The 22,090-nt window shown below is 64.0% G+C and carries 22 protein-coding genes; 16 read left to right on the plus strand and 6 right to left on the minus strand.

Annotated elements, in window-relative coordinates; all coding sequences use genetic code 11:
* Positions 1-343: 343 nt before the first annotated feature.
* From GT019_RS15595 to GT019_RS15605, 3 genes are all read left to right on the plus strand, one after another.
* A complete protein-coding gene (locus GT019_RS15595) occupies positions 344-2,392 on the plus strand; it encodes a DEAD/DEAH box helicase (RefSeq protein ID WP_161744110.1) in 2,049 nt (682 codons plus the stop codon).
* A 69-nt stretch (positions 2,393-2,461) separates the two neighbouring features.
* On the plus strand, positions 2,462-3,019 hold the full coding sequence (locus tag GT019_RS15600; protein ID WP_161744111.1) for a GNAT family N-acetyltransferase: 558 nt from the start codon (positions 2,462-2,464) through the stop codon (positions 3,017-3,019).
* A gap of 176 nt (positions 3,020-3,195) precedes the next feature.
* The gene (locus tag GT019_RS15605; RefSeq protein ID WP_161744112.1) at positions 3,196-3,594 is read left to right on the plus strand and encodes a VOC family protein; all 399 of its coding nucleotides are present in this window, start codon (positions 3,196-3,198) and stop codon (positions 3,592-3,594) included.
* A gap of 177 nt (positions 3,595-3,771) precedes the next feature.
* On the opposite strand, the gene GT019_RS15610 is transcribed toward GT019_RS15605, so the two are convergent.
* The gene (locus GT019_RS15610) at positions 3,772-5,334 is read right to left on the minus strand and encodes a copper amine oxidase N-terminal domain-containing protein (RefSeq protein ID WP_161744113.1); all 1,563 of its coding nucleotides are present in this window, start codon (positions 5,332-5,334) and stop codon (positions 3,772-3,774) included.
* 508 nt (positions 5,335-5,842) lie between these two features.
* On the opposite strand from GT019_RS15610, the gene GT019_RS15615 reads away from it, so the two are divergent.
* Both GT019_RS15615 and GT019_RS15620 read left to right on the plus strand, forming a co-directional pair.
* On the plus strand, positions 5,843-6,610 hold the full coding sequence (locus tag GT019_RS15615; RefSeq protein WP_161744114.1) for a sugar phosphate isomerase/epimerase family protein: 768 nt from the start codon (positions 5,843-5,845) through the stop codon (positions 6,608-6,610).
* 359 nt (positions 6,611-6,969) lie between these two features.
* On the plus strand, positions 6,970-7,338 hold the full coding sequence (locus tag GT019_RS15620) for a DUF4180 domain-containing protein (RefSeq protein ID WP_161744115.1): 369 nt from the start codon (positions 6,970-6,972) through the stop codon (positions 7,336-7,338).
* A 153-nt stretch (positions 7,339-7,491) separates the two neighbouring features.
* Here GT019_RS15620 and GT019_RS15625 read toward each other — a convergent pair whose 3' ends face one another.
* Entirely contained in the window at positions 7,492-8,334 is an 843-nt protein-coding gene (locus GT019_RS15625; RefSeq protein WP_161744116.1) for a Gmad2 immunoglobulin-like domain-containing protein, read from the minus strand.
* 161 nt (positions 8,335-8,495) lie between these two features.
* Here GT019_RS15625 and GT019_RS15630 point away from each other — a divergent pair, with 161 nt between their 5' ends.
* Both GT019_RS15630 and GT019_RS15635 read left to right on the plus strand, forming a co-directional pair.
* The gene (locus tag GT019_RS15630) at positions 8,496-9,020 is read left to right on the plus strand and encodes a hypothetical protein (RefSeq protein WP_161744117.1); all 525 of its coding nucleotides are present in this window, start codon (positions 8,496-8,498) and stop codon (positions 9,018-9,020) included.
* A 114-nt stretch (positions 9,021-9,134) separates the two neighbouring features.
* Positions 9,135-9,875, plus strand: a complete 741-nt coding sequence (locus GT019_RS15635; RefSeq protein ID WP_161744118.1) for a WecB/TagA/CpsF family glycosyltransferase — start codon at positions 9,135-9,137, stop codon at positions 9,873-9,875.
* Between the two features lie 124 nt (positions 9,876-9,999).
* Here the strand turns inward: GT019_RS15635 and GT019_RS15640 are convergent, their stop codons facing one another.
* Both GT019_RS15640 and GT019_RS15645 read right to left on the minus strand, forming a co-directional pair.
* The gene (locus GT019_RS15640; RefSeq protein WP_161744140.1) at positions 10,000-10,506 is read right to left on the minus strand and encodes a ferritin; all 507 of its coding nucleotides are present in this window, start codon (positions 10,504-10,506) and stop codon (positions 10,000-10,002) included.
* 112 nt (positions 10,507-10,618) lie between these two features.
* On the minus strand, positions 10,619-10,843 hold the full coding sequence (locus tag GT019_RS15645) for a DUF1450 domain-containing protein (RefSeq protein ID WP_161744119.1): 225 nt from the start codon (positions 10,841-10,843) through the stop codon (positions 10,619-10,621).
* Positions 10,844-11,015: 172 nt separating this feature from the next.
* Between GT019_RS15645 and GT019_RS15650 the strand changes: the two genes are divergently transcribed.
* From GT019_RS15650 to GT019_RS15665, 4 genes are all read left to right on the plus strand, one after another.
* Positions 11,016-11,225 carry a YwbE family protein gene (locus tag GT019_RS15650; protein WP_161744120.1) on the plus strand — a complete coding sequence of 70 codons (210 nt, stop codon included), beginning with the start codon at positions 11,016-11,018 and terminating at the stop codon, positions 11,223-11,225.
* Positions 11,226-11,230: 5 nt separating this feature from the next.
* The gene (locus tag GT019_RS15655) at positions 11,231-11,710 is read left to right on the plus strand and encodes a YhcH/YjgK/YiaL family protein (RefSeq protein WP_161744121.1); all 480 of its coding nucleotides are present in this window, start codon (positions 11,231-11,233) and stop codon (positions 11,708-11,710) included.
* 97 nt (positions 11,711-11,807) lie between these two features.
* Positions 11,808-12,314 carry a CcdC family protein gene (locus GT019_RS15660; RefSeq protein WP_235948234.1) on the plus strand — a complete coding sequence of 169 codons (507 nt, stop codon included), beginning with the start codon at positions 11,808-11,810 and terminating at the stop codon, positions 12,312-12,314.
* A gap of 101 nt (positions 12,315-12,415) precedes the next feature.
* Positions 12,416-12,871 carry a MarR family winged helix-turn-helix transcriptional regulator gene (locus GT019_RS15665; protein WP_161744122.1) on the plus strand — a complete coding sequence of 152 codons (456 nt, stop codon included), beginning with the start codon at positions 12,416-12,418 and terminating at the stop codon, positions 12,869-12,871.
* 113 nt (positions 12,872-12,984) lie between these two features.
* Here GT019_RS15665 and GT019_RS15670 read toward each other — a convergent pair whose 3' ends face one another.
* Entirely contained in the window at positions 12,985-13,566 is a 582-nt protein-coding gene (locus GT019_RS15670; RefSeq protein WP_161744123.1) for a hypothetical protein, read from the minus strand.
* Between the two features lie 4 nt (positions 13,567-13,570).
* Positions 13,571-14,104, minus strand: coding sequence for a hypothetical protein (locus GT019_RS15675; protein WP_161744124.1), 534 nt, complete (start codon positions 14,102-14,104; stop codon positions 13,571-13,573).
* Positions 14,105-14,302: 198 nt separating this feature from the next.
* On the opposite strand from GT019_RS15675, the gene GT019_RS15680 reads away from it, so the two are divergent.
* The 5 genes from GT019_RS15680 to GT019_RS15705 form a co-directional block, all read left to right on the plus strand.
* Positions 14,303-14,743 (plus strand): DUF6385 domain-containing protein, encoded by a 441-nt coding sequence (locus tag GT019_RS15680; protein WP_161744125.1) that lies wholly within the window; start codon positions 14,303-14,305, stop codon positions 14,741-14,743.
* A gap of 53 nt (positions 14,744-14,796) precedes the next feature.
* Positions 14,797-16,161: a DUF6385 domain-containing protein gene (locus GT019_RS15690; RefSeq protein ID WP_235948238.1), complete on the plus strand. Its 1,365-nt coding sequence runs from the start codon at positions 14,797-14,799 to the stop codon at positions 16,159-16,161.
* Positions 16,162-16,178: 17 nt separating this feature from the next.
* Positions 16,179-18,455 carry a glycosyltransferase family 2 protein gene (locus tag GT019_RS15695; protein WP_161744126.1) on the plus strand — a complete coding sequence of 759 codons (2,277 nt, stop codon included), beginning with the start codon at positions 16,179-16,181 and terminating at the stop codon, positions 18,453-18,455.
* Positions 18,412-20,334 carry a glycosyltransferase gene (locus tag GT019_RS15700; protein WP_161744127.1) on the plus strand — a complete coding sequence of 641 codons (1,923 nt, stop codon included), beginning with the start codon at positions 18,412-18,414 and terminating at the stop codon, positions 20,332-20,334. Before GT019_RS15695 ends, GT019_RS15700 begins: the two co-directional genes overlap by 44 nt.
* Before the next feature lie 6 nt (positions 20,335-20,340).
* Positions 20,341-22,090, plus strand: a 1,750-nt coding sequence (locus GT019_RS15705; protein WP_161744128.1) for a glycosyltransferase, incomplete at its 3' end; no start/stop codon positions are given.

A 22,090-nucleotide genomic window follows, 5' to 3' on the forward strand; every position in this document is an offset into this window, starting at 1 on the left:
CGGTTCGGCGGCTTTCTTTGGTTCGCTTGCGAGAATCGGCGGCTTCGATCTTATGGACCGGGCAACGAGAACGAACGGGATGAAAGTACGCGGCATCGAATGCCCTTTTGGGCTATTTTCCGCTTTCCTGCGGCTTGTCTACTTAATCATGCGATAATCTGGTTAAAATAAGCGTATAGCGAATGTGCGCGAAGGCCGATAGAAGAGGTAGAGAACGGGTCGACATCCCCACCCCGCGGGGCGGCTGGGAACATTCGGTACATGAGAGGCGCGCGAATGTGGTAGTATAAGAATACCGGTTGAAGAGACGGGATGGCTTTTATAATTGAATGAGGTGGAACAATTGGCAAGTTTTGAACAGTTAGGGATCGCGAAGGAACGGGCGGAATCGCTCCGGAACGAGGGCATCACGGAAGCGACGCCGATCCAGGAAGGCGCGATACCGGTCATCATGCAGGGCAGCGACGTGATCTGCCAGGCGCAGACGGGGACGGGGAAGACGCTTGCGTTCTTGCTGCCGATGCTCGAGAAGACGCGCGCGGACCGGGACAACGTACAAGGGCTGATTTTGACGCCGACGCGGGAGCTCGCGCTGCAAATTACGACGGAGCTGAAAAACCGGCTCGCGGACAAGGAAGAGTTCAGCGTGCTCGCGGTATACGGCGGGCAGGACGTCGAGTCGCAGCTGCGCAAGCTGAAGCGCGGGGTGCATCTCGTCGTGGCGACGCCGGGACGGCTGCTCGATCACATCCGCAGAGGCACGATCGCGCTCGGCGCGGTGAAGATGCTCGTGCTCGACGAAGCGGATCAAATGCTGCACATGGGCTTCCTGACCGAGGTCGAGGAGATTCTGACGCAGATGCCGTACCGCAAGCAGACGATGCTGTTCTCGGCGACGATGCCGTCAGGCGTCCGCTCGCTCGCGGCGCGGTTCATGATCGAGCCGAAGGACATTACGGTACGCGCGCCGCAGGTGACGGTGAAGGGCATTCGCCAGCTGTCGGTCGAGGTCGACGCGAAGAACAAGCAGGAGCAGCTGAAACGGCTGCTGGAGGAACATAACCCTTACTTGGGCGTGATCTTCTGCCGGACGAAGAAGCGCGCGAGCGCGCTGAACGAGTATTTGCAGGAGAACGGCTTCAACAGCGACGAACTGCACGGCGACCTGTCGCAGGCGAAGCGGGAGCAGGTCATGAAGCGGTTCCGCGACGCGAAGCTGCATCTGCTCGTGGCGACGGACGTGGCGGCGCGCGGGCTTGACGTCGAAGGCGTGACGCATGTGTTCAACTACGACATTCCCGAGAACGCGGAGAGCTACATCCACCGCATCGGACGGACGGGCCGCGCGGGCGAATCGGGCCTCGCGATCACGCTCGTCTCGCCGCATGACCGTCTGGAGCTGGCTGCCATCGAACGGGGCATCCAGATGTCGATCCCGCGCGAAGGACGCGCGGGCGGCGCGCCGGCGCGGGCGACGCGCGAATCGGGCGGACGGACGGATACCGACCGTCCAAGCGGCGGCCGCGGCGCGGGTCGCCGCGGTGCGACCTCCGGCGGCGGGTTCGGGCGCGGCGCGCAGGGCGGCCGCAGCGGGCAAGCCGGCCGCGGCGGACGTACCGCCGCAGGCGGCGGCAGGGCGGCCGGCGCGTATGCGGCCGCGGCAAAACGCGGCTCGGGCACGGATGAGCCGCAATGGGGCGCCGGCCGCGCGGACGCGCCGCGGGGCGGGCGCACGCGGTACAGCACGCCGGCGGGCGAGGCTGCCGGTGAAGCGCGCGGCCGCGGGGCATCGGGTTCCGCGCGCGGCGGAGCGGGCCGCGAAGCGGGGTATGGCGCGCGCAGCGGCGGCAGTGAGGCTCGCGGCCGCGGAGCATCGGGTTCCGCGCGCGGCGGAGCAGGCCGCGAAGCGGGGTATGGCGCGCGCAGCGGCGGCGATGAGGCTCGCGGCCGCGGAGCATCGGCTTCCGCGCGCGGCGGAGCGGGCCGCGAAGCGGGATATGGCGCGCGCAGCGGCGGCAGTGAGGCTCGCGGCCGCGGAGCATCGGGTTCCGCGCGCGGCGGAGCGGGCCGTGAAGCGGGATATGGCGCGCGCAGCGGCGGCAGTGAGGCTCGCGGCCGCGGAGCGTCGGCTCCCGCGCGCGGCGGAGCGGGGCGCGCAGGCGCGCCGCAGTTCCCCGGCAGCGGCGATAAGAGCCGCGGCGGCGCCGGGCAGGGCGCGGAGTACGGCGCGCGCGGCGGCGGCGAAACGCGCGGCCGCGGGGCTTCTGCTCCGCGCAGCGGCGGTTCCGGCCGCTCGGCTTCCGGCGGCCGTTCGTCCGGCGGCTTCAAGGGCGGCCGCCCGGGCGGCAAGCAAGGCGCCGGCGGCAGGCCGCAGCGCAGCCGCACGCGTTAAAAGCAACCAAGGCAAGGCAGCAGCGAACGTACTGATGCCTTGCCTTTTTTTCGGGGAGGATGAGCAGGCATGACAGACAGATCGGAAACGGCAGCCGGCAGTGCCGGCGTGCGTCTAGTGAGGCCGGAGGTTGGGTGGCGGCCCGCCTATATGGCTTTTTACGAGGAATGGATCGCAAGCGGCGAGGACATCGTGCCTTGGGTCGTCGAGAAGGACCCGTCCGATTTTCCGGCTTACGTCGCTTTCCTGCTGGAGGCGGAGGAAGAGGCGCACATGCAGGAAGGCTGGGTGCCGCACTCGACGTATTGGCTCGCGGACGAAGCGGGGCGAATCGTCGGGGCGGTCAATATCCGTCACCGTCTGAACCGGAAGCTGGAGGAGAGCGGCGGACATATCGGCTACGGCATCGTGCCTTCGCAGAGACGCAGGGGCTATGCCAAAACCATTCTCGCCCAGGCGCTTCAGCATACGGACCGACTCGGCCTTCGGGAAGTGCTGGTCGTCTGCGACCTCGGCAATATCGGCTCCGAGCGGACGATCCGCGGCAATGGCGGGCAGTTCGACTCCGAATTCACCGAAGGGAACGGCAATGTCGTCAAGCGTTTCCGGATTCGACGGGAGCCGTAAACCGGCGCTGCGGGCGGATCTCCCGATGCCGGAATCCGGGAGGCGGACGGCTTTAACCGCGCAGCCGCAGGACGAGATGCCAGCTTCGACACGGACAAGCCGCATACCCCGGCATCGGCGCAACCGACGCCAAGCAAGTCGCAGGATGAATCGGTAGAGACAAGGAGCGAATCGCGATGGCCAAGTTAACCCCTTATCTGTATAGCGGCAATGCCCGCCGGCAAGCGGAATTCTACGTCAAGGCGCTTGGCGGCGAGATCGTGAGCGTGCAAACCTTCGGCGAGATGCCGGGCGGCAACCCGGCAGATAATGCTCGCGTGATGCATCTGGTTCTGCAAGCGGCGGGATTGACCTTCTTCTTGGCCGATGCCGGGCCGGTCGAGCGCGGCAACGGGCTGGATCTTACCTTGGAGTTCGAGACGGCGGAAGCCGCGGAGCGGGCGTTCGACAACTTGGCGGCGGGAGGCGAGGTGCTTATGCCGTTCGAGCGGATGTTCTGGGGCAGCATGTTCGGGCGGCTGATCGACCCGTACGGGGTGCGCTGGCAGATCGCCACGGCGCCGGAGGGGCAATAGCCGCGAAGGGCCAAGCAACGCCATCTCCTTGCAGGTGAGGAATGCGCTGCCTAATCGTCGACGTCATCAAAACAAAGCGGCAGCCCCGGACACGCGCATCCAGGGCTGTCGTTTTTTGTCAGTTCGCTACGCCGAACAGATGCGCGCGGACTCTCTCGGCTTCTCGGAATCCGCTGCCTAATCCACGTCGGCGATTTTCCAGCTGCCGTTCTCCTGCGTCAGCACGATCCCGGCGCCGCCCGTCCGATTGCCGCTTGGATCGAACAGATACGAGAAGGTCGTATTCGCGAGCAGCGCGCCGCCGGGGCGGTCCTGGAACGTCACGGAGCGGATGCCCGTGATCAGCCGCTGTCCGATCGCGCCGAACGGGGGAGACGGCACGCTTTCCTTGGCGAACAGCTTCTCGAGCGCCGCTCCGTCGCGCCCGTTCAGCGCGCCGACGTAGTCGTTGATGAGCTTCGCGGCAGCCAGCTTCTTCGCGTCGCCGGCATATTCGTTTTCGTCGAGCAGACGCGGCTCGAACGCGAGCAGCGCGCTGTTGACGCTCGGCGTCCACGTCAGCTGGAATCCGAAGGCTTGCGCCGTCGCGCGCAGCGGCAGATAGACGCTGCCTTTTACGATAACGGGAGCCGCGTTCTCGCCGGTCAGGCGCTTGCCGTCGACCCAGATCGCGAGAGAGCTGCCTCCGTCAAGATGAACGGCCGGCGTCTTCGGCAGCGACGTCATCATCGCCGCTTTATGCGCCGCGTCCCAGGTCACGTTCCAGGCGAACGCTTCCGCGAGCGCGCGCATCGGCAGCAGCATGACGCCGTTTTGCATGATCGGTTTCAAGGCCGGACTGGCGACGGGCACGCCGTTGATGGCGAGCTGCGGCGACGCCGGGACCGCCACGTCGATGTCGAACGTAGGACCGCCCGTGTCGGAGATCAAGTCCAGGTCGTATTGGCCCGGCGCGATCGGCTTGAAAGTGCCGTCGATGGCCTCTCCGTAGGCCGGCATGACGAAATGAAAATCGTACCGCGCCTCGCTGAGCGGCGCGGAATAGACGAGCAGCGCCCGTTTGGAGGGGAAATACGTGCCTTTCGGGGTCGAGTAGCCGCCGGATGAACCGGCCGTCTCGACGAACACGTTGACGATGCCGCTCTGCCCGTATCCGTCGCTGCCCTTGATGGCGACCATGCTCCCGATGGCGGGCCGCAAGGTGTTGATCGTCGTGCGCGGCGGGAGTATCATCAGCTTCTTCAGCTCATCCATGGCCATGCCGTCCGTAGCCAGATATACGTCCGGCCCGTAATACAAGAGCACGTTCTGTTTGTCCATGAATTCCAGCGACACGTCCATGCCGCCGTCCAGCTGGATGTCCGCGCTCATGGCGAAGAAATGCTGGTCGCCGTCCAGCCGCTCTTTCGTGAGCTCCGCTTTCCCGATCAACCGGTTCACGACCGCCGCCGTCTTCGCGATGGCGGCCGAATCCGCCTCGCGCGAACGGAACAGCGGGACGAAGAGCTCATCCGCCTGCTGGAAATGCACCTGCGCGATGTCGGCGGCCGCGATGCCGCCGGAGGGCAGGGCAGGCGCAGCCGGCACGGCGGCTTCGTCCGACTCCGCGTCGGTCGCGGCCGGCGTGGCCGAGACCGTATGCGCGAGCGGTATGGCCGCGGTCGCCCCTGCGGGAGCTCCGCCGATGCCGAATGTCGTCAGGACCGTCAGCCCTGCCGCGATTAACGATTGCAATTTCACGCGAAAACCTCCTCGTAGCGCCATCCATGTACCTATTTAGACTACATAGACAAGATGAAAGTTTCAATGCGTTCGCGAAAGTTTTCCATATTTCCGCACGATTCGCCGTGCAGGCATTCCGCGTTCGGGCTGGCAACGCCGCTGCCGCCGGATGATTGCGGCGCATGGCTGATGGCCTATGCCCCGCGCCCGTGACGCCCGCGCGATTGCAGGCGTTTCCGAACGGTGCTCGGCCGGCACCGCGACCGTTGCGACATACCCGCTTGGCCGTATCGTACAAAATTCTTACATCATGCGTACATCCGTCTATCCCGGCATTGCCCGATCCTGTGGTACGCTTGCATGAATGATGCGGAGGGGCTGAGAATTTGTCGATCGATTGCGAGGCCTGCATCGGCGGGAATAGAGCGTTGCCCCGCGACGCGGCCCTGCCGGACAAACCGTTTTGTCGGCATTCGGAAGCCGGCCACTCCGCGCCGAAAGCGGGGCAAGGAGCGTGAATGACGTAATGACGAACCCGAAGCTTGGGTTGATCGGGATCTTGACCGAGGAGGCGAAGGCCGACTTCTGGGGCGCGATGAGCACGGCGGCCGCGATCGGCTACCAGGGGATCGAAGGCGCCGAACGGTGGCTGCTTGAAGGCGACGTCGGCAGCAATATGCGGCGGTTCCGGGCGCTCGGGCTGCATGCGGTCACGCTCAGCGCGAGCCGCGAATCGCTGCGCGGGGAGCTGGACAAGCTGATCGCGAATGCGGCGGCGATCCAAACCTCCCATGTTTCCGTCTGGTGGGGGCCGTGCGACTCCGAGGAGGAGCTGCTGCGCGATGCAGGGCTGTACAACGCGGCGGGGGCCAGGCTGGCCGCGGAAGGCATCAAGCTCTGTTATCACAACCACGCCCATGAGTTCAAGACGTCGTGGAACGGCATATGCGCGATGGAGATGTTGGCCGAGAACACCGATCCGAAAGCGGTCCATTTCGAGCTCGATATCGCCTGGATCACGATGGGCGGGGCCGATCCCGTGCGCGTGCTGGGCAGCATGGCCGGCCGCGTGCCCGCCATCCACGTGAAGGACGTGACGACGATCCAAGAGCCGGACCGCTGGACGGCCGTCGGTACCGGCATCGTCCGCATCGCGCCCGCGATTCAAAAAGCCCGCGAGATCGGAGTGGAATGGATGATCGTCGAGCAGGATCGGCTGCGCAACTTGTCGCCGGTCGAAACGATCATGGCCAGCTATTTGAATTTGAAGGAAGCGGGGCTGCTCGGCGGCTGATGTTCGAACGTCAGCGGAGAAGCGTCCGTGCCGAAGCGCGCAACGAAGCCGTGCAAGCGGAATGCGATCGTCCGAAGCGCGAATGTCGGAATCGCGGCAGCAAATCAACGATAAAGGGCCGGCGAGCGATCGCCGGTCTTTGTTTTCCATCGGCCATATGGCGGATAGGCACGAACGGCGCGCCGCCGCAAAGGCCGATATCGAAAGCCGGATCGCCGGCTCGCGAAACCGCGGGACGAAAATACGGCTTTCATCCGGCGGACGCCGACGCTATGATAGAACTAAGCTCGCAGGGACGAGGAGCAGGGGTATGCAATCGGACCGGCAGGTCCATTACGTTCACGGACAGGAGGCGCAATATGAACATTACGATCGATCAAAGGGGCGCGTCCAAAGTCGCCGTCATCGCAAGCGACGGCATCGTCATCGGCGACGTGCAGGACGCGCTAGATATGATGGCTTCGGTCAACTATGCCGAAGGCGCTCATAAGCTGCTTATCCGCAAAGAGAATATCGCGGAGGACTTCTTCGAGCTTCGGACGAAGCTTGCCGGGGAGATTTTGCAGAAGTATACCAATTACCGCGTCAAGCTCGCGGTCGTCGGCGATTTCGGCGGGTACGAGAGCAAGAGCCTGCGGGATTTCATTTACGAGTGCAACCAGGGGAAGCAGTTCTTTTTCCTGGCTGACACCGCGGAGGCGCTCGACGCGCTGCATGGCGCCGATTAGCTGCGCCGATGCGCGGACGGCAATGAGGCGGCTGCCGGATGGCAGCCGCCTTTGTCGTTGTTCCGATGCCGACCTGCGGCGAGGATGCGGGCAGTTAATCAAGCAGATCGGAGGGAGCTGCGAAGCGGCGGCGGGAAAGCTTCGTCTGCACCGTCAGGCCGCGTCATACGCTCCGAGATTCAATATCCCTTTCTCGAAGGTATAGGCAATATGCAGTTCATGGACATGGGCGCCGTCTTTGGCGCTTGATTCATAGATCGTCAGCACGCCGGTCGGACTGGTCGGCAGGTCGTTCAGCGCAATCTTGAGCTCGAAATTCCCCCATTCCGGCGCGCCCTGGTCGGCCATCGCATGACCTTCGGCCAGCACGTTGTGCCCGTCCTCGAAGGTGTAGCCGAAGGCCGCTTCGAATACGCGCGCCTCTCCCTTCACGGTAAACGATTTGCCGACCACGCTGTCCTCCGTAGGCGCGTAGATGCGAAATGCCTCGTTTGCCGCGGCGATCTTCGGCTTCGTATCCGGCTTCTTCTCTGCATTCGTTGCGTCACCCGTTCCGGCTTTCGTGCTCGCACCGGCGTTAGATCCGACTCCGACAGCTCCGCCATCAACCGGCTTCGTGTCCGGTTTCTTCTCTGCATTCGTTGCGTCACCCGTTCCGGCTTTCGTGCCCGCGCCGGCGTTAGATCCAACTCCGGTAGCTCCGCTACCATCCGACTGTTCGGGCGGCGAAGCGATCGGCCCGCCGTTTCCCTTGTCTGATTTATCGATCGGCCCGCCGATTTCCGGTCCTGTTCTATCGACCGAGCCGCCGGCGTTCCCCGCGATCGAAGAATCGGGCGCGGCCGTCGCCGCTTCGGCGCCGCTTGCTTGAATGACCGCAGGCTCCCTGCCCGAGGTGTCGGCGACGTTGCGCGGCTTGCCGGAGCAACCCGCGAGAACGGTCAAAGCCAGCACGAGGACGATTGCTCCGATCGGAAATGCAAGTTTTCTTGTCATCTAGCATCCACCTGCCTTTCTGGAATGCGAATCCGCGTACCCGCGGCGAAATAAATCTCTCATCGACAGGCTCTTACGGTTGCCTGCGCTCTTGCATTTAGTATACGCTTGAAAGAAAGGTTTGAATCACCCATGGGACCGAGAGGGAGTGATGGCGCGTCATGTTCGAGTGGAGCCGGCTGCTTCGATTCAACCGCTATTTGGGGAATAATGGACGTCACGAGATCGACTATCAATGGCCAAGCTCCAAGTTTCCCGTCATCAGCATCCGCACCAGCGCGGGAAGGGGAAAACCGAAAGTCGCCTTCGGCCTCGTCGCGCTCGGCGATATCGCGGTCGGGCTTGTCGCCGGCGGCGCGGTAGCGGTGGGCATCCTGTCGTTCGGCGCGGTGGCGATCGGCGCCATGCTGGCGCTTGGGGCCGTCGCGCTCTCGGGCGGCTTTGCCGGCGGGGCGGTAGCGATCGGCGACCTGGCCCTCGGCGCGGTGGCCATCGGACAGTCCGCGCTTGGGGCCGTCGCCATCGGCGAGAACGCGTTAGGCGCGGTAGCCATCGGGGAGCATGTCATCGGTGCCGTGGCGATCGGCGAGCGCGTCTACGGCTTGGTCGCCATCGGCGATCACGGTTTCGGCCTCGTGCCGATCGTCGGGGATTTCATCCGCTGGCTGGCGGATAAGTTCCAATAGGGCTATTCCGGCACGCACGATCGGAACTGCGCGCGAACGGGCGCCGGCATGCGAGCCCGCCCGCCTTTATGCTACAATAAGGGACAGCATGAGTGTGAAGAGGAAGGTGAAGGCATGGATAGCGTCAAGATTCTGGGCGTTCCATTCTCGAAAATGACGCTTTCGGATACGGTGAAGCTGCTGCAGGGGGAGCTCGCGGGCGAACATAGGTCGCAGCCGGGACCGTTCCATCTGATTACGGCCAATCCCGAGATCGTGATGGCGGCAAAGCAGCAGCCGGAGCTGCGGCGGATCGTCGACGCGGCGGACCTGATTACGCCGGACGGCATCGGCGTCGTGCTCGCGGCCAAGTGGCAGGGCACGCAGATCCCGGAGCGCGTGACGGGCTATGATTTGCTGATTCGTCTATTGGAAGGCGCGGCGACGCGCGGCTTCTCGCTGTACGTCGTCGGCGCGGACGAGGAGACGAACGCGAAGGCCGTCGGCATCATCGAGGCGAAGTACCCCGGCGTGGAGATCGTCGGCCGGCAGAACGGCTACTTCAAGGGTGCCCAGGAAGAGGAGCTCGTGGCGGATATCGAACGGAAGCGGCCGGATCTCTTGATCGTCGCGCTCGGCGCGCCGAATGCCGAACGCTGGATCTACAAGCACAAGAGCCGGTTGTCGGCGAAGGTCGCCTTCGGCGTCGGCGGCAGCCTCGACGTCATCGCGGGCAAGGTGAAGCGCGCGCCCGTCATCTGGCAGAAGCTGAACGTCGAGTGGCTGTACCGGCTGCTGAAGCAGCCTTCGCGCTGGCGCCGCCAGCTGGTGCTGCCGAAGTTCGCGCTTACCATTCTGATGACCCGCCGCCGCTGATCGTTGCAGGATAGATGCGGATTTTGAGGACGGCAGACCGTGGCCGGGAAGAAGTCTAACGGCATGCAAAAAGGACAGCCCCCGGGGGCTGTCCTTTCGTGCGTTTGGCATTGGATTCGAAGCGTTACGCGTTGGTCGGCGGCACGAACGTCCGTCCCGCGAACTCCGTGTCGAGCATGAAGAACGCGTTGCTGTCCGTGTCGATGCGCTTCAGCTTGTTGATGATGCTGTCGAACATCGCTTCTTCCTCGACCTGCTCGTCGATGAACCATTTCAGAAACTGGATGGTCGCATGCTCGCGGTCGTTCATGGCGAGATCCGACAGATGATAGATGCGCTTGGTGACTTCTTGCTCGTGGTGATAGGCGTGCTCGAACGCCTCGAGAACGGAGCTATAGTCATTGTTGGGTGTGCCCATGCCGTCCAGCTTGACGCGCTTGCCGCGGTCATTGAGATACTTGTACATTTTCATCGCGTGGAAACGTTCTTCCTCGGCTTGCACGATAAAGAAATTCGCGAAGCCGTCCAGGCTTTCGCCGGAGCAATAGGCGGCAATCGCCAGATACACGTGCGCGGAATAAAACTCGAAGTTCAGCTGCTCGTTCAAAGCCTCGCTGAGCGTTTCGTTCATCATCGGCCGCACCTCCCTTTTCAATATGGTCGCAGGTAAACGCAAAGAGAAGAAGGTCGTCGGATCCTGGCGATCCGGCGCTTCTTCTCCTATCGTACCATACTATTCCATATTAGCCTATCCGATGCTTCAGCTTCGCATACAGAACGTCCGCGGTCGGGGCGACGACGACTTCGGTCTTGCCGATCAGAACCATGCATTGCTTGGCGCACAGCCTGCAGTTGCCGAGACAGTCCTTCTTCTTCTGCTTCAAATCGGGGAACTCCTGCTTCAGCGACTTGAACACGGATTTGGAGCCATGCTTGAAGTTGCGGCAGCAGTATTTGATTTTCTTCATGCGTCCGGAACCTGCCTCTCTGCTTGAAGCGCGCTTTTCTATTTCTAATGATAGTAATTCTCATTCTCACTGTCAATCGAAAAATCGGCGCGCCTGCCCATCCTTTACTTCCCTTGCCCGCTGGCTTATGATGGGGAGCAGAAAAACGCAAACGAGAAGGAGTACTCTCCGCATGAGCTTAAACGGACAACAACGCGCCAACATTAGACCGGGCTTGACGGTCGATATCGTACTGAAGCAAGACCAGGCGACGGGCCGTCTGACCCGCGGCGTCGTCAAGGACATTTTGACGAATTCGCCGAACCATCCGCACGGCATCAAGGTACGCCTGCAGAGCGGCGACGTAGGCAGGGTCAAGGCGATCATTCCCGAGGGAGGCTAAATGCGATGATTTTCAGCGATATGAACAATTGGGAACGGGAAAAGCATACGTTTCCCGCGGCCGTCAGGCGCGCGATCGAGCGGCTGCAAAGCACGGATCTGGACGCGCTGCCCGCAGGGCGGCACGAGTTCGGCGAACCGGGCATGCATCTGCTGATCAATGAACCGGAGACGCGGCCGTGGCGGGAAGTCAAGCCGGAGACGCATCTGCTGCATACGGATATCCAACTGCTGCTGCAGGGCCGCGAGCAGATGCGCGTCGCCAAAGTATCCGAGGATCAGATCGTCACGGACAACCGTTACGACGCGCAGGATATCGCGTTCTACGACGAGGTGCTGGGCGAGAACGCGCTCTATCTGCGGCCGGGCGATTTCGTCGTGTTGTTCCCGACGGATATCCACCGCCCGAACTGCTCGGCGGAAGAAGACATGCCGATCCGCAAGGCGGTCGTGAAAATTCACCGGGACGCGCTCGCCGGCGATTGATCCGCGATTGGCGGCGTTTGCAACGGCGGCGCAAAATAGGTAGGATAAGAGAGAAGTTGTCGAATCGACCAAGCCATTGCTCTAAAGGAGTGCGCCCATGATGAGCTTTCTTCCGAACTCCGTATCGTTCGGCCATGTCGCGTCGATCGTCGTCACGCTGCTTTCCGGCGTCGCGGTCATGTTCCTGCGGCTTCGCGCGAGCAATCGTCCCACGACGATGCGCAAAATCATCATCCCGCCGCTCGGCATGTCCACTGGGTTTCTCATGTTCGTCGCGCCGATGACGCACGTGCCGTGGACGTGGGCGCTGATCGCGTTCGCCGCGGGCGCCACGGTCTTCGCCTATCCGCTGATCCGGACGTCCAAGCTGGAGCGGATCGGGGACGAGATCGTGCTGAAACGGTCCAAAATGTTCGTGTTCATCCTGCTCGGACTATTGATCGTCCGACTGCTGGTCCATGACGCGGTGGAGTCCAAGGTGTCGATTCCGCAGACGGGGGCGCTGTTCTTCGTGCTGGCGTTCGGCATGATCGTCGTATGGCGCGTGGCCATGCTGCGGGAATTCATGAAATTGAAGCGGGAAACCGCCGCGGAATACAGTTGACAGTCCTACCGTCAGCTGATATTCTAACCACATAAATTGCATGCAATTAAATTGCATTCACAAGCCGATAGACGAATGCTGCGGAAAGAGGGATAGACAAGATGGATAAGAGCGCGCTGCTTGAGCTGGACAATCAGCTCTGTTTTGCCCTCTATGCCTGTTCGCGCGAGGTAACGAAGCTGTATCGTCCATTCCTGGATGAGCTTGGCATCACGTATACGCAGTATGTCACCCTGCTCGCGCTGTGGGAGAAGGACGAAGTGGCCGTGAAGGAGCTTGGGCGCAGGCTGTACCTGGATTCGGGCACGCTGACGCCGCTGCTCAAGAAGCTCGAAGGGCTGAAGCTGCTCAGGCGCGAGCGCGACCCGCAGGACGAGCGCAGCGTCATCGTCCGTCTGACGCCCGAAGGGCGGGCGCTGAAGGAGCGGGCCGCGGAGATTCCGGAGCGCGTCTTCTGCCAGACGAGCCTCACCCCGGAGGGGATCGAATCGCTGCGCGATCAGCTGCGCAAGTTGACGGTCGAAGCGCACACGCAATCCTGCGACGCCGGGCTATAGGCTTCGGCCGTCAATCGCATATGGCAAACAAACAGCGGCTGCTTCCGTTTTCGACGGGGCAGCCGCTGTTTGTTTGCGCTCGTTTCGAAACTTGTATCCTGCGGCCAATGACGTCAGCCTTCCCACCATATCATGTTGGTAAAGGAGGCGAGCACGCCGGCTACGCTGAGCGCCGCGCTGACCGTGATGGAGATGTTCTGGTTCGGCGGGACGATGAGGCCTCCGCCGTAATCGAAGCTGAACATGCCCGGGTTGAGCGGGAATTCGAGGAAGTTCGTGCCGGCCGTGATCGCGCTCGTGGAGGATCTCGCCGTCACGACGCTTGTCGCGGCGCTGCCGAACTGCGTATTGAACGGCGTCAGCGTCGACGGGGACGCGATCGTTCCGGCGCGCGTGAGCGTCAGCGATCCGCTGAAGGAAGAGAGCAGGCTGAGCGAGATGCCGACGCCGCCCGTGATGCGAGAGACGTAGAGGTTCCGGCCGCTGCCGGCGGGATTCGAGACCTGCATGGCCGCGACGACGGAGCCGCCGAGCAGTCCCAGCGAAGACGAGGTGGAGAAGCTGGAGATGTATTCCCGCGCGTTGACGGTCGCGTTGTTGTCGGGCGGGGCGACCACGCCCGGCGCGGCGTACGTATTGACCAACCGTCCGAAGAAATTGCTGTTGCTTTGGTCGAATATAAAATGGTTCGGCACGCCGCTACGCCTCCCACCAGGTGAGATTGATCGAGCCGGTCAGCGCGACGGTGCCGAGCGTCATGGAAATCGTCTGGTTCGCCTGCACGACGAGACCGCCCGCGAAGTCGATTAAGTACATCCCTGCCGTAATCTGCATGACCATGGCCGTCGTGGGCGCGCCGCCGAGCGTGCCCGTATTCTGTCGGGTCGTGGCAACGCTCGTCGTGGCGCTGCCGAATAAAGCGTTGAACGGGACAGGCGTCGTGCCGCCCGTGATCGTGCCGCCGGAGGCGATCGCCAGCGTCGCCGCGGCGGTCGTGCCGCCGGATATACGGGAGATATAGAGCCTTTTTCCGCTGCCCGAAGGATTGGTCGCCTGAAGCATCAGCGAGTTGCCGGCGCCGACGGCGACGCTCCCGGTATTCAATAGGAAGAGAAAGCCGCTCTTGGCGGCGTCGAGTTCAGGGGGGCCGTTGATGCCGGGCGCGGTAAAGACGTTGTTTTGCTGCATATAGACGGGATTATGTTCGGTATTAAACACGTTGTAATTGTTCATGCAGCACCTCTTTCTCGTCAAGTCGGCCTGCCGCGTGGCAAGGTATTCTTATGCAGTATATGGGGCATGCTCCCTTTACCGACATGGGGAAATATGGAATTCGACAAAAAGGGGCCTCTCAACCCGCGGACAGCTGCCGTTTCCGTGGAAGAGTTGAAAACATAAAGTAGAGAAGCGTTACGCTAAGGGGAAGATGATATGAAAAAAAAGTCCCGGCGCTGTCACCAGCAGGAGAGAAGCAGCATCTTTCCCCTGCGTTGCAACAAGAACGGCGCATCGAAGCATCCTTGCAAAAGAAAGAAAAGCCGGCCGGCAAGCAGCATCTATTCGGAACAGGTTTTTCTGGAGGTCTCCACGACGGACGATTTCGTCGCGCTGCCCGCACAGGATACCTCGAATAAATCCGTGTATTCGTATGCCGTCGTCAATCGGGGAAGCGAGCCTGCGCTAGCGCAGGTGGAAATCGGCCCCAACGGCAGGGATTACACGGTGGACGTGGAGGAAATCGTGCCGAATGGGCAAACGGCCGTGGTCGTGCCGGTACGCTTTCAAGCGTTTACCCGGCTGCTCGTGAAATCCATGCACGAGGGCAAGCCGACGGGAGTCACCGTTTATTTTCAGTCGCAAAGGATCACCTAAATCATGAGAACCGGAAGTGAGCGAACTATCTAGTGAAAGTAGAGTGAGGAACGATGCCGAATTTTTCTTCTTTTAACCCGAATCCAGACAAACTGCGCACGTTAATATTCGGTCAGGACGATACGCTGACGCCGCAGCCGGTAGCAACGGATACGGCCGGCCATATACTGAATATTATTCTGGATGGTACGATCAGCAGCATCTCCGGCGTGACGATTACGGGCGGTACGGTGTCCGTCGGCACGATCGGCAACCTGTTGAACGGAACGATTACGAGCGTGATGGGCGCAACGATCACGGCGGGAACGTTGACAAGCGTGCTCGGCGCAACGATTACGGCGGGCACGCTGACGAACCTGCTGAACGGTACGATCACCAGCGTGATGGGCGCGACGATCACCGCCGGTACGGTGGCGATCTCGGGCGGAACGGTGAGCGTCGGCACGATCGACAATCTGCTGGACGGAACATTGACGAGCGTGATGGGTGCGACGATCACGGCTGGTACGATCGATAACTTGCTGGATGGCACGCTCACGAGCGTGATGGGCGCAACGATCACGGCGGGAACGCTGACGAACTTGCTGAATGGAACGCTGACAAGCGTGCTTGGTGCGACAATCACGGCAGGAACGTTGACGAACCTGCTGAACGGTACGATTACGAGCGTGATGGGTGCTACGATCACCGCCGGTACGGTAGCGATCTCGGGCGGAACGGTGAGCGTAGGGACGATCGACAACCTGCTGGATGGAACGTTGACGAGCGTGATGGGTGCGACGATTACGGCTGGTACTTTGACCAGCGTGCTTGGTGCGACAATCACGGCAGGAACGTTGACGAACCTGCTGAACGGTACGATTACGAGCGTGATGGGCGCGACGATCACCGCCGGTACGGTAGCGATCTCGGGCGGAACGGTGAGCGTAGGGACGATCGACAACCTGCTCAATGGAACGTTGACGAGCGTGCTTGGCGCGACGATCACGGCAGGAACGCTGACGAATCTGCTGAACGGCACGATCACGAGCGTGCTTGGCGCGACGATCACGGGGGGAACGCTCAGCAGCTTGACGTCGATCTCGCAGAAAAGCTTTGTCGAGCAGGCGAATACGGCGCTTGTGACGGCCAATGCGTTTACGGCGCTTAATCCGGTGACGACGAGCGTGCTCGGCACGTATTCCTTCTTCGTCTACAACCGGGGACCGGGCACGAACAAAGCGGACGCCCGCGTAGAAATCAGCGCGGACGGCACCAACTGGTACGCGGACGTGGATACGTCGACGGGGATTTCCGCCGGCAGCGTGGATGTTCTCGTACCGCAGCGGTTCCTGAAATACACCCGGCTGGCCTACAGATCGTCCGCCGCGGGAAACTCGACGACCGTCGACGTGTACTTTAACGCGCAAGGCACTTAATTTGGGAGCGTGATTCCATGCTGCTCGGCATACATGTCCTGGCCTGCAACGAAGAGGATGTCCTTGGTCGCTGCTTGCAGAGCGTACGGGGGCTTGCGGACGAAATCGTCGTGACGGATACCGGGTCCGGCGACAGGACCGTGGACATTGCAAAAGCGTACGGGGCACGGATCGTCCGGGCGGCGTGGGAGGATGATTTTGCCGCTGCCCGCAATGCGGGATTGGAAGCGGCGCGTACGGTATGGGTGCTCGTGCTGGACGCGGACGAATGGCTGGAGGCCGGTTATGACCGGACCAGCCTGCGGCGCATGCTGCGCGAGGCGCAGGAGGACGGCTTCTCCGTGCGGATGGAGAGCCGGTACGGCCACGAAGCGAACGAGACGCTATCGCATGAAGCGATGCGTCTTTTCCGCGCGGATTGCGGGCTGCGCTACGCGGGCGCGATCCATGAACAGCTTGTCCGTCCGGGCGCAAGGAAGATTGCGGTCGATGGGCCGCTGTGCGGACTGCGGCTGCGGCACGACGGATATTTGCCGGAGATGATGGCGCGAAAGGCAAAGGCCGAGCGCAATCTTCGGCTGATCGGCAAGGCGCTGCGTGAGGAGCCGGACCATCCGTTTCACCTGTACAATAGGGGCGTTACGCTCTGCCAGTTGAACAAGCCAAAGGATGCCTGCGCGGCGTTTGCTTTGGCTTCTTTGTTTGCGCCGGCGGATGCGCCGTACCGGGCGTCGCTCGTCCGCGACCGGGCTAAGGCGCTGCTGGCGATCGGCGATGCGGACGGCGCCGCGGCCATGCTGCACCGGGAAGTCGACCGCTACGCGGACTGTCCGGACGTGCAGCTGGCGTACGGCGACAGCTTGATGGCGCAGCGCCGCGCTTTGGAAGCGCGCGGCGCGTACGAAGCCGCGCTGGCGGCAGGCGCGGCCGCCGGCGGCTCCGTGCGCGAGGCGGGCGCGGGCAGCTTCCGCGCCCGCTGCGGGATCGCGGCGGCGGAGGCCGCCCTCGGCCGCGCCGAGCACGCGCTGCGCGCCTATGCGGCGGCGGCCGCGGAGGCGCCGCGCTACGGGCCGGCCCTGGCCGGCTGGGCGGAGCAGCTGCAGGCCGTGGGCGAGAACGACGAAGCCATCCGCGCCGCGCTGGCTTCGAGCTTGGGCGAAGCGGCGCCGGGGGATGCGGCGCTGCTCGCCCGGGTGCTTGGCGGCATCGGCGCCTATGCCGCCGCGCTGCCGCTGTGGCGCGAGGCGAAGCCGCTCGCGCCGGCGGAGATTCGCGCCTATGCGGCGGCGCTTGCCGGCGCGGGGGATGCGGGCGCCGCCCGGGCGCTGCTGCTGGGGTGGCTTGAAGCGCCACGGTCAGCGAAGTCAGTCGGAGCAGCCGAGACCGAAACAGCGGCGGCAGTCGAAGGAACGGCTGCAAATCGGAGGCAGACGGATGCAGGCTTCGAGCATGCTCGCGAAGGGGTAGCGGCGGACATCGCGCAGCAATTGGCAGCCGGAGCCATGGCGGAGAAGGTTACGCAGATGCAAACGCAGGCACCTGCGACTGCGCGCCAGCAACATCCGCTGTTCGCCGCGCTTTGCGCGGACGCCGCGCTCTGCGGCTGGGAGGCGGGCATGCCGCTCGGCGGAACGCTGCGCGAAATGCTGGCGAGTGCGCATGGCGAGCTGGCGGAGCGGTTATCTGCGGTGGAGCGGTATGCCGCGCCTTACGTGGCGGTTCGTTCGGCGCGGACGCCGGGCGCGGATGCGGGGCTGCCAGAGTGGCTGCCGTTCGTCGGGCTGCTGCTGGAACGGGCATTGGAACTGGGGCTGCCGCGGCTCGCGGGCAGGCTCGCGCAGGCGGCTCCCGCGCTGAACGAACGTTACGGGGTAACGCTGTATCGGCACGGCTACGCGCAGGCTGCGGCCGGACGACTGCTTCGCGGAATGGAGCAGCGGGCGCCGGGGGCGGAGGAAAGCTTTGCTTTCGGCGAGATCTTGCTGCTGAAAGGGCTGTACGGCGAGGCGTTGTCGATGTTCGAGGCCGCGATGCCGGATGAAGGGGTGGGCGCGCGCGCCAAGCTTGGGGCGGCCTTCTGCTCGCTCGCGCTGGCCCGGGAAGCGCTGCTGCCATGGGCGGAACGCGCGACGGCCGAATTCGGGGGCGGCTGGCCGTTGGCCGATTTGGAACAGCTGCAGCTGGCGATCATCCGCACGGAAGCGACGGGCTGGCGGACGCCGTGGACGGCCGTGCAAAGGAGGCGCATGAATGTTGGCGAACACGAAGCTGATCACGCTCTGCATGATCGTTAAAAACGAAATCCGCGACCTGCCGCGATGCCTGCGAAGCGTTAAAGGCGTCGTGGACCAAATCGTCGTCGTGGATACCGGCTCGACCGACGGCACCGTGGAGGCCGCGCGCAGCTTCGGGGCGGCGGTCCTGCGCAGCGAATGGAACGGGGATTTCGCCGGCGCCCGGAACAAAGGGCTCGTCCACGCGGAGGGCGAGTGGATCTTGTTTCTCGATGCCGACGAGGAGCTGGATGCCGGCACGCGGGACCAGCTGCGGACGATGGCGCTGCACCGGGAGATCACGGGCTTCTTCCTGAACGTGTGGAATTATTCCGGGGACGGGGGCGAAGGGGCGACGATCAATCCCGTGCTGCGGATGTTCCGCAACGACCGGCGATATCGGTTCGAGGGGCGGATTCACGAGCAGATCGCGGCGCCGATCATGCGCCATACGCCGGAGGCGCGGTTTCATCTCAGCGACGTCATTGTCCATCATTACGGCTACCGGCGGGAGGTCGTGGCCGCCAAGGACAAGGTGAACCGCAACCGGACGCTGCTGGAGCAGGCCATTCGCGAGGAGCCCGGGAATCGGTTCAACTATTATAACTTGGGTGTCGAGCATTTCCGGGCAGGCGAGGTGGAGGAGGCGCTTGCGGCCTTCCGAAAGGCGCGGGAGGGCATCGACTATGCGGCGGTCAGCTACGCGCATCTGTTGGTGAAGCATGAAACGAGCTGCCTGCAGGTGCTTCGCCGCTGGGAGGAAGCGCTGGAAAGCGCCGAGGCGGGACTTGCGTGGTATGCGGAATATCCGGATTTGTGGCATGCCAAAGGCGTCAGCCTGGCCGCGCTCGGACGAAGGAGACAGGCGGCCGGGGCGTTTGCCTCCGCGATCGCGATCGGGCGGGCGCCCGCGCTGTATCATACGGAGGACGGCATGGGCACGTACCAGTCGGCGTATTGGCTCGGCATGATGCACGAAGCGGAAATGGACGCGGACACGGCGGCGCATTGGTATGCGGAAGCGGTGCGATACCGGGGGAGCCTGCTCGCGCCGCTGTACCGGCTTTGCCGCATGATGAACGTCTCCGCGCGGCCGGAAGCGCTGGCCGGGTTCATCGGGTCGCGCTTCGCCCTGGAGTCGCCGGAGGCGGCGGAGAAGCTCGCCGGCATCCTGCTCGACTGCGGCTGCTACGAGGCGCTGAGCCTGTGGCTGGAGGAGCGGCTGCGGCAGGCGGGAGACGGGGAGCGCGCGAAGCTGCGGCCATGGCTGGAGCTTGCGGATGCTTGCGCCCGCCTGTCCGGGTCTGCCGGAAAGACGGAGTCGCACGAAGTCGGCAGGGGAGCCGCTGACTTGACGAAGGATGCGGCATCGTCCGGGTTTGCGGGGATGGGCCTTACGGTGGGCGAGGACGCTTTAGAATCGGCGGATGGCGATGGGTTCATGATGGATACGGCATTAACAGGAGAGGGAGGGATAGGCCTCGCAGCGAGCGATGCGGCTTCCGGCGATCGGACGGAGACGGCGAATACGGATGGAGCGGATCATCCGGGCGCAATACGGCTCGAGGCATTGCGGCGGACCGAGCAATGGCTAGGCGGGAACGGGGACGAAGCGCTGCCTCCTGCGTCGCGGGACTGGCTGCCGCTGCTCCTGTCCGGACGGAGTTCGGACGCGACGGCTGCCGCGCAGCGGGTCAGAGCGGTCGTCGGCACCCTGCTCGACGGCCGCCCTTCGGAGGATGCGGCCGCGCATCAATCGGCCCGCGAGGGGATCCTCGTCGGCGCAAAGGCGCTGTACGCGCTCGCGGATCGGCATTTGGCGCAGGTTCAAGGCGCGAGCGGACTTGCGTTGGCCGTCCAAGGCATTCGACTGTCGCTGCCGTTCTCCGGCAGGGGGTGAATGCGAATGACGGCGGCCGGACATAGCGAGACAGAGAGCGGGTCCAACGGTCCCGGTGGTTCACCGCTGCCGGTGTCGCTTTGCATGATCGTGCGGAACGAAAGCCGGTTCCTCGCGGATTGTTTGCGGTCCGCGGCTCCCTTTGTCGCGGAGATGATCGTCGTCGACACGGGATCGACGGACGATACGGCCGCGATCGGCGTAGCCTGCGGGGCGAAGGTGATCCATGCGGCCTGGGAGGAAGATTTTGCCGCGGCCCGGAACCTATCGCTTGCCTCTGCCGTCCAGCCGTGGATCCTGGTGCTCGACGCTGATGAACGGCTGGTTGTCGCGAGCGCGGAGGCATGGTCGGCTCTGCTCGCAGACGGCGCGAAAGGGGGCTATTTCGTCAAAGTGAACAGCCGGGTCGGAAGCGGCGGGGAAACGGTGTCGGACGCGGTGTGCCGCTTGTTCCGCAACGACGCGCGGGTGCGGTTTCGCGGACTGGTGCACGAGGAGGCGGCCTCCGCCGTCTACGAGGCTTTCGGGGACGGGGCGGTCGGCTACGCGAAAGGGATGGAAATCGCGCATGAAGGCTATCGGGACAACGTCATCGCGGAACGGGATAAGTTCGCGCGCAACCGTCGTCTGCTGGAGCGGGCGCTGGCGATCGCCCCGGAGGATCCGGCGCTGCGGTACGCCGCGGGGGCGGAGCTGTTCGCGTCCGGCGAATACGCGGCGGCGCTGACCTGGCTGGAGCCGCTGGCCGCGATGGAACGCGATCCCGGCTACGGTTCGGATGCCATGCTCAAAATCGTTCATGCCTGCCGGGCGGAAGGTCGGCTGGCGGACGCGGTTCGTTACGCCGCCAGGGCCGCCCTGCGCTACGGGGATTTCGCGGATCTGCACGAGGCGCGCGGCGAAGCGCTGCTGGCGCTTGACGAGCCCTTGTCCGCGCTGCGAAGCGCAGCCGACGCGCTGGCGGCCGGCCCGGCGCCGGACTGTTATTCCACCGCCGAGGGAGCGGGGACATACCGGTCGTTCGGATTGGCCGGTTCCGCGTTAGAGCGGATGTACCGGTTCGACGAGGCGGCGGCGGCGTACGGTTCCGCGATCGGGCATCGGCCGGATTACGCGCCGGCTTGGCAGCGGCTGCTGCTGCTGGGGCAGCTGGATGCGTCGTTTCGTCCGTCGTGGCGGGATGCGGCGGAGACGTTAGGTCGTTGCTTGCGCGGCGCGGGCTTGGCGACCGCAGCGCGGCCGTCGTTGCTGGAGCGCGAGCTGGCGGATTGGCTGTGCGATCTGCGGTTGCCGGCGGAAGCCGAGACGGTCTGGTCGCTTGCGGGCGGCGCGGCGGGCGGGCGCTCGTCGGGACCGCTGGCGTCCGGGTTATGGCTTGTCCAGCGGGGCGAAACGGAGGCGGGGCGGCGGCTCTGGGAGTCTGCTTGCGAAACAGGCGATACCGATACGGAACGGCTCGCGGTGTATGCATTTGCCTTGGCGCTGCGCGATGGGGAGACGGATCGCGCGCGCTTCTTGGCGGCGCGGATGGGGGGCGCCGAAGCGGACGCCGCCCGGGCGGCGCTCGCGGCAGGCGACGGCGGCGCGGAGCCTGCCTTGCCGCTGGACGCGGCCGGCAGCGCCCTCGCGGCGGCGCTGCTTCGCCTCGGGGCCGTGCGCGCATGGCTGCGCCTCCATGCGGGCACGACCGGGGCTTCGGCGCGGCCGATCCTCCGCGCCGTGCCGCCGCTGCGGCTCGCGGCGCTGCTGCTGGGCG

Origin of the sequence: Paenibacillus glycinis, assembly GCF_009909185.1 — a bacterium.
Lineage (GTDB): Bacteria > Bacillota > Bacilli > Paenibacillales > Paenibacillaceae > Paenibacillus_Z > Paenibacillus_Z glycinis.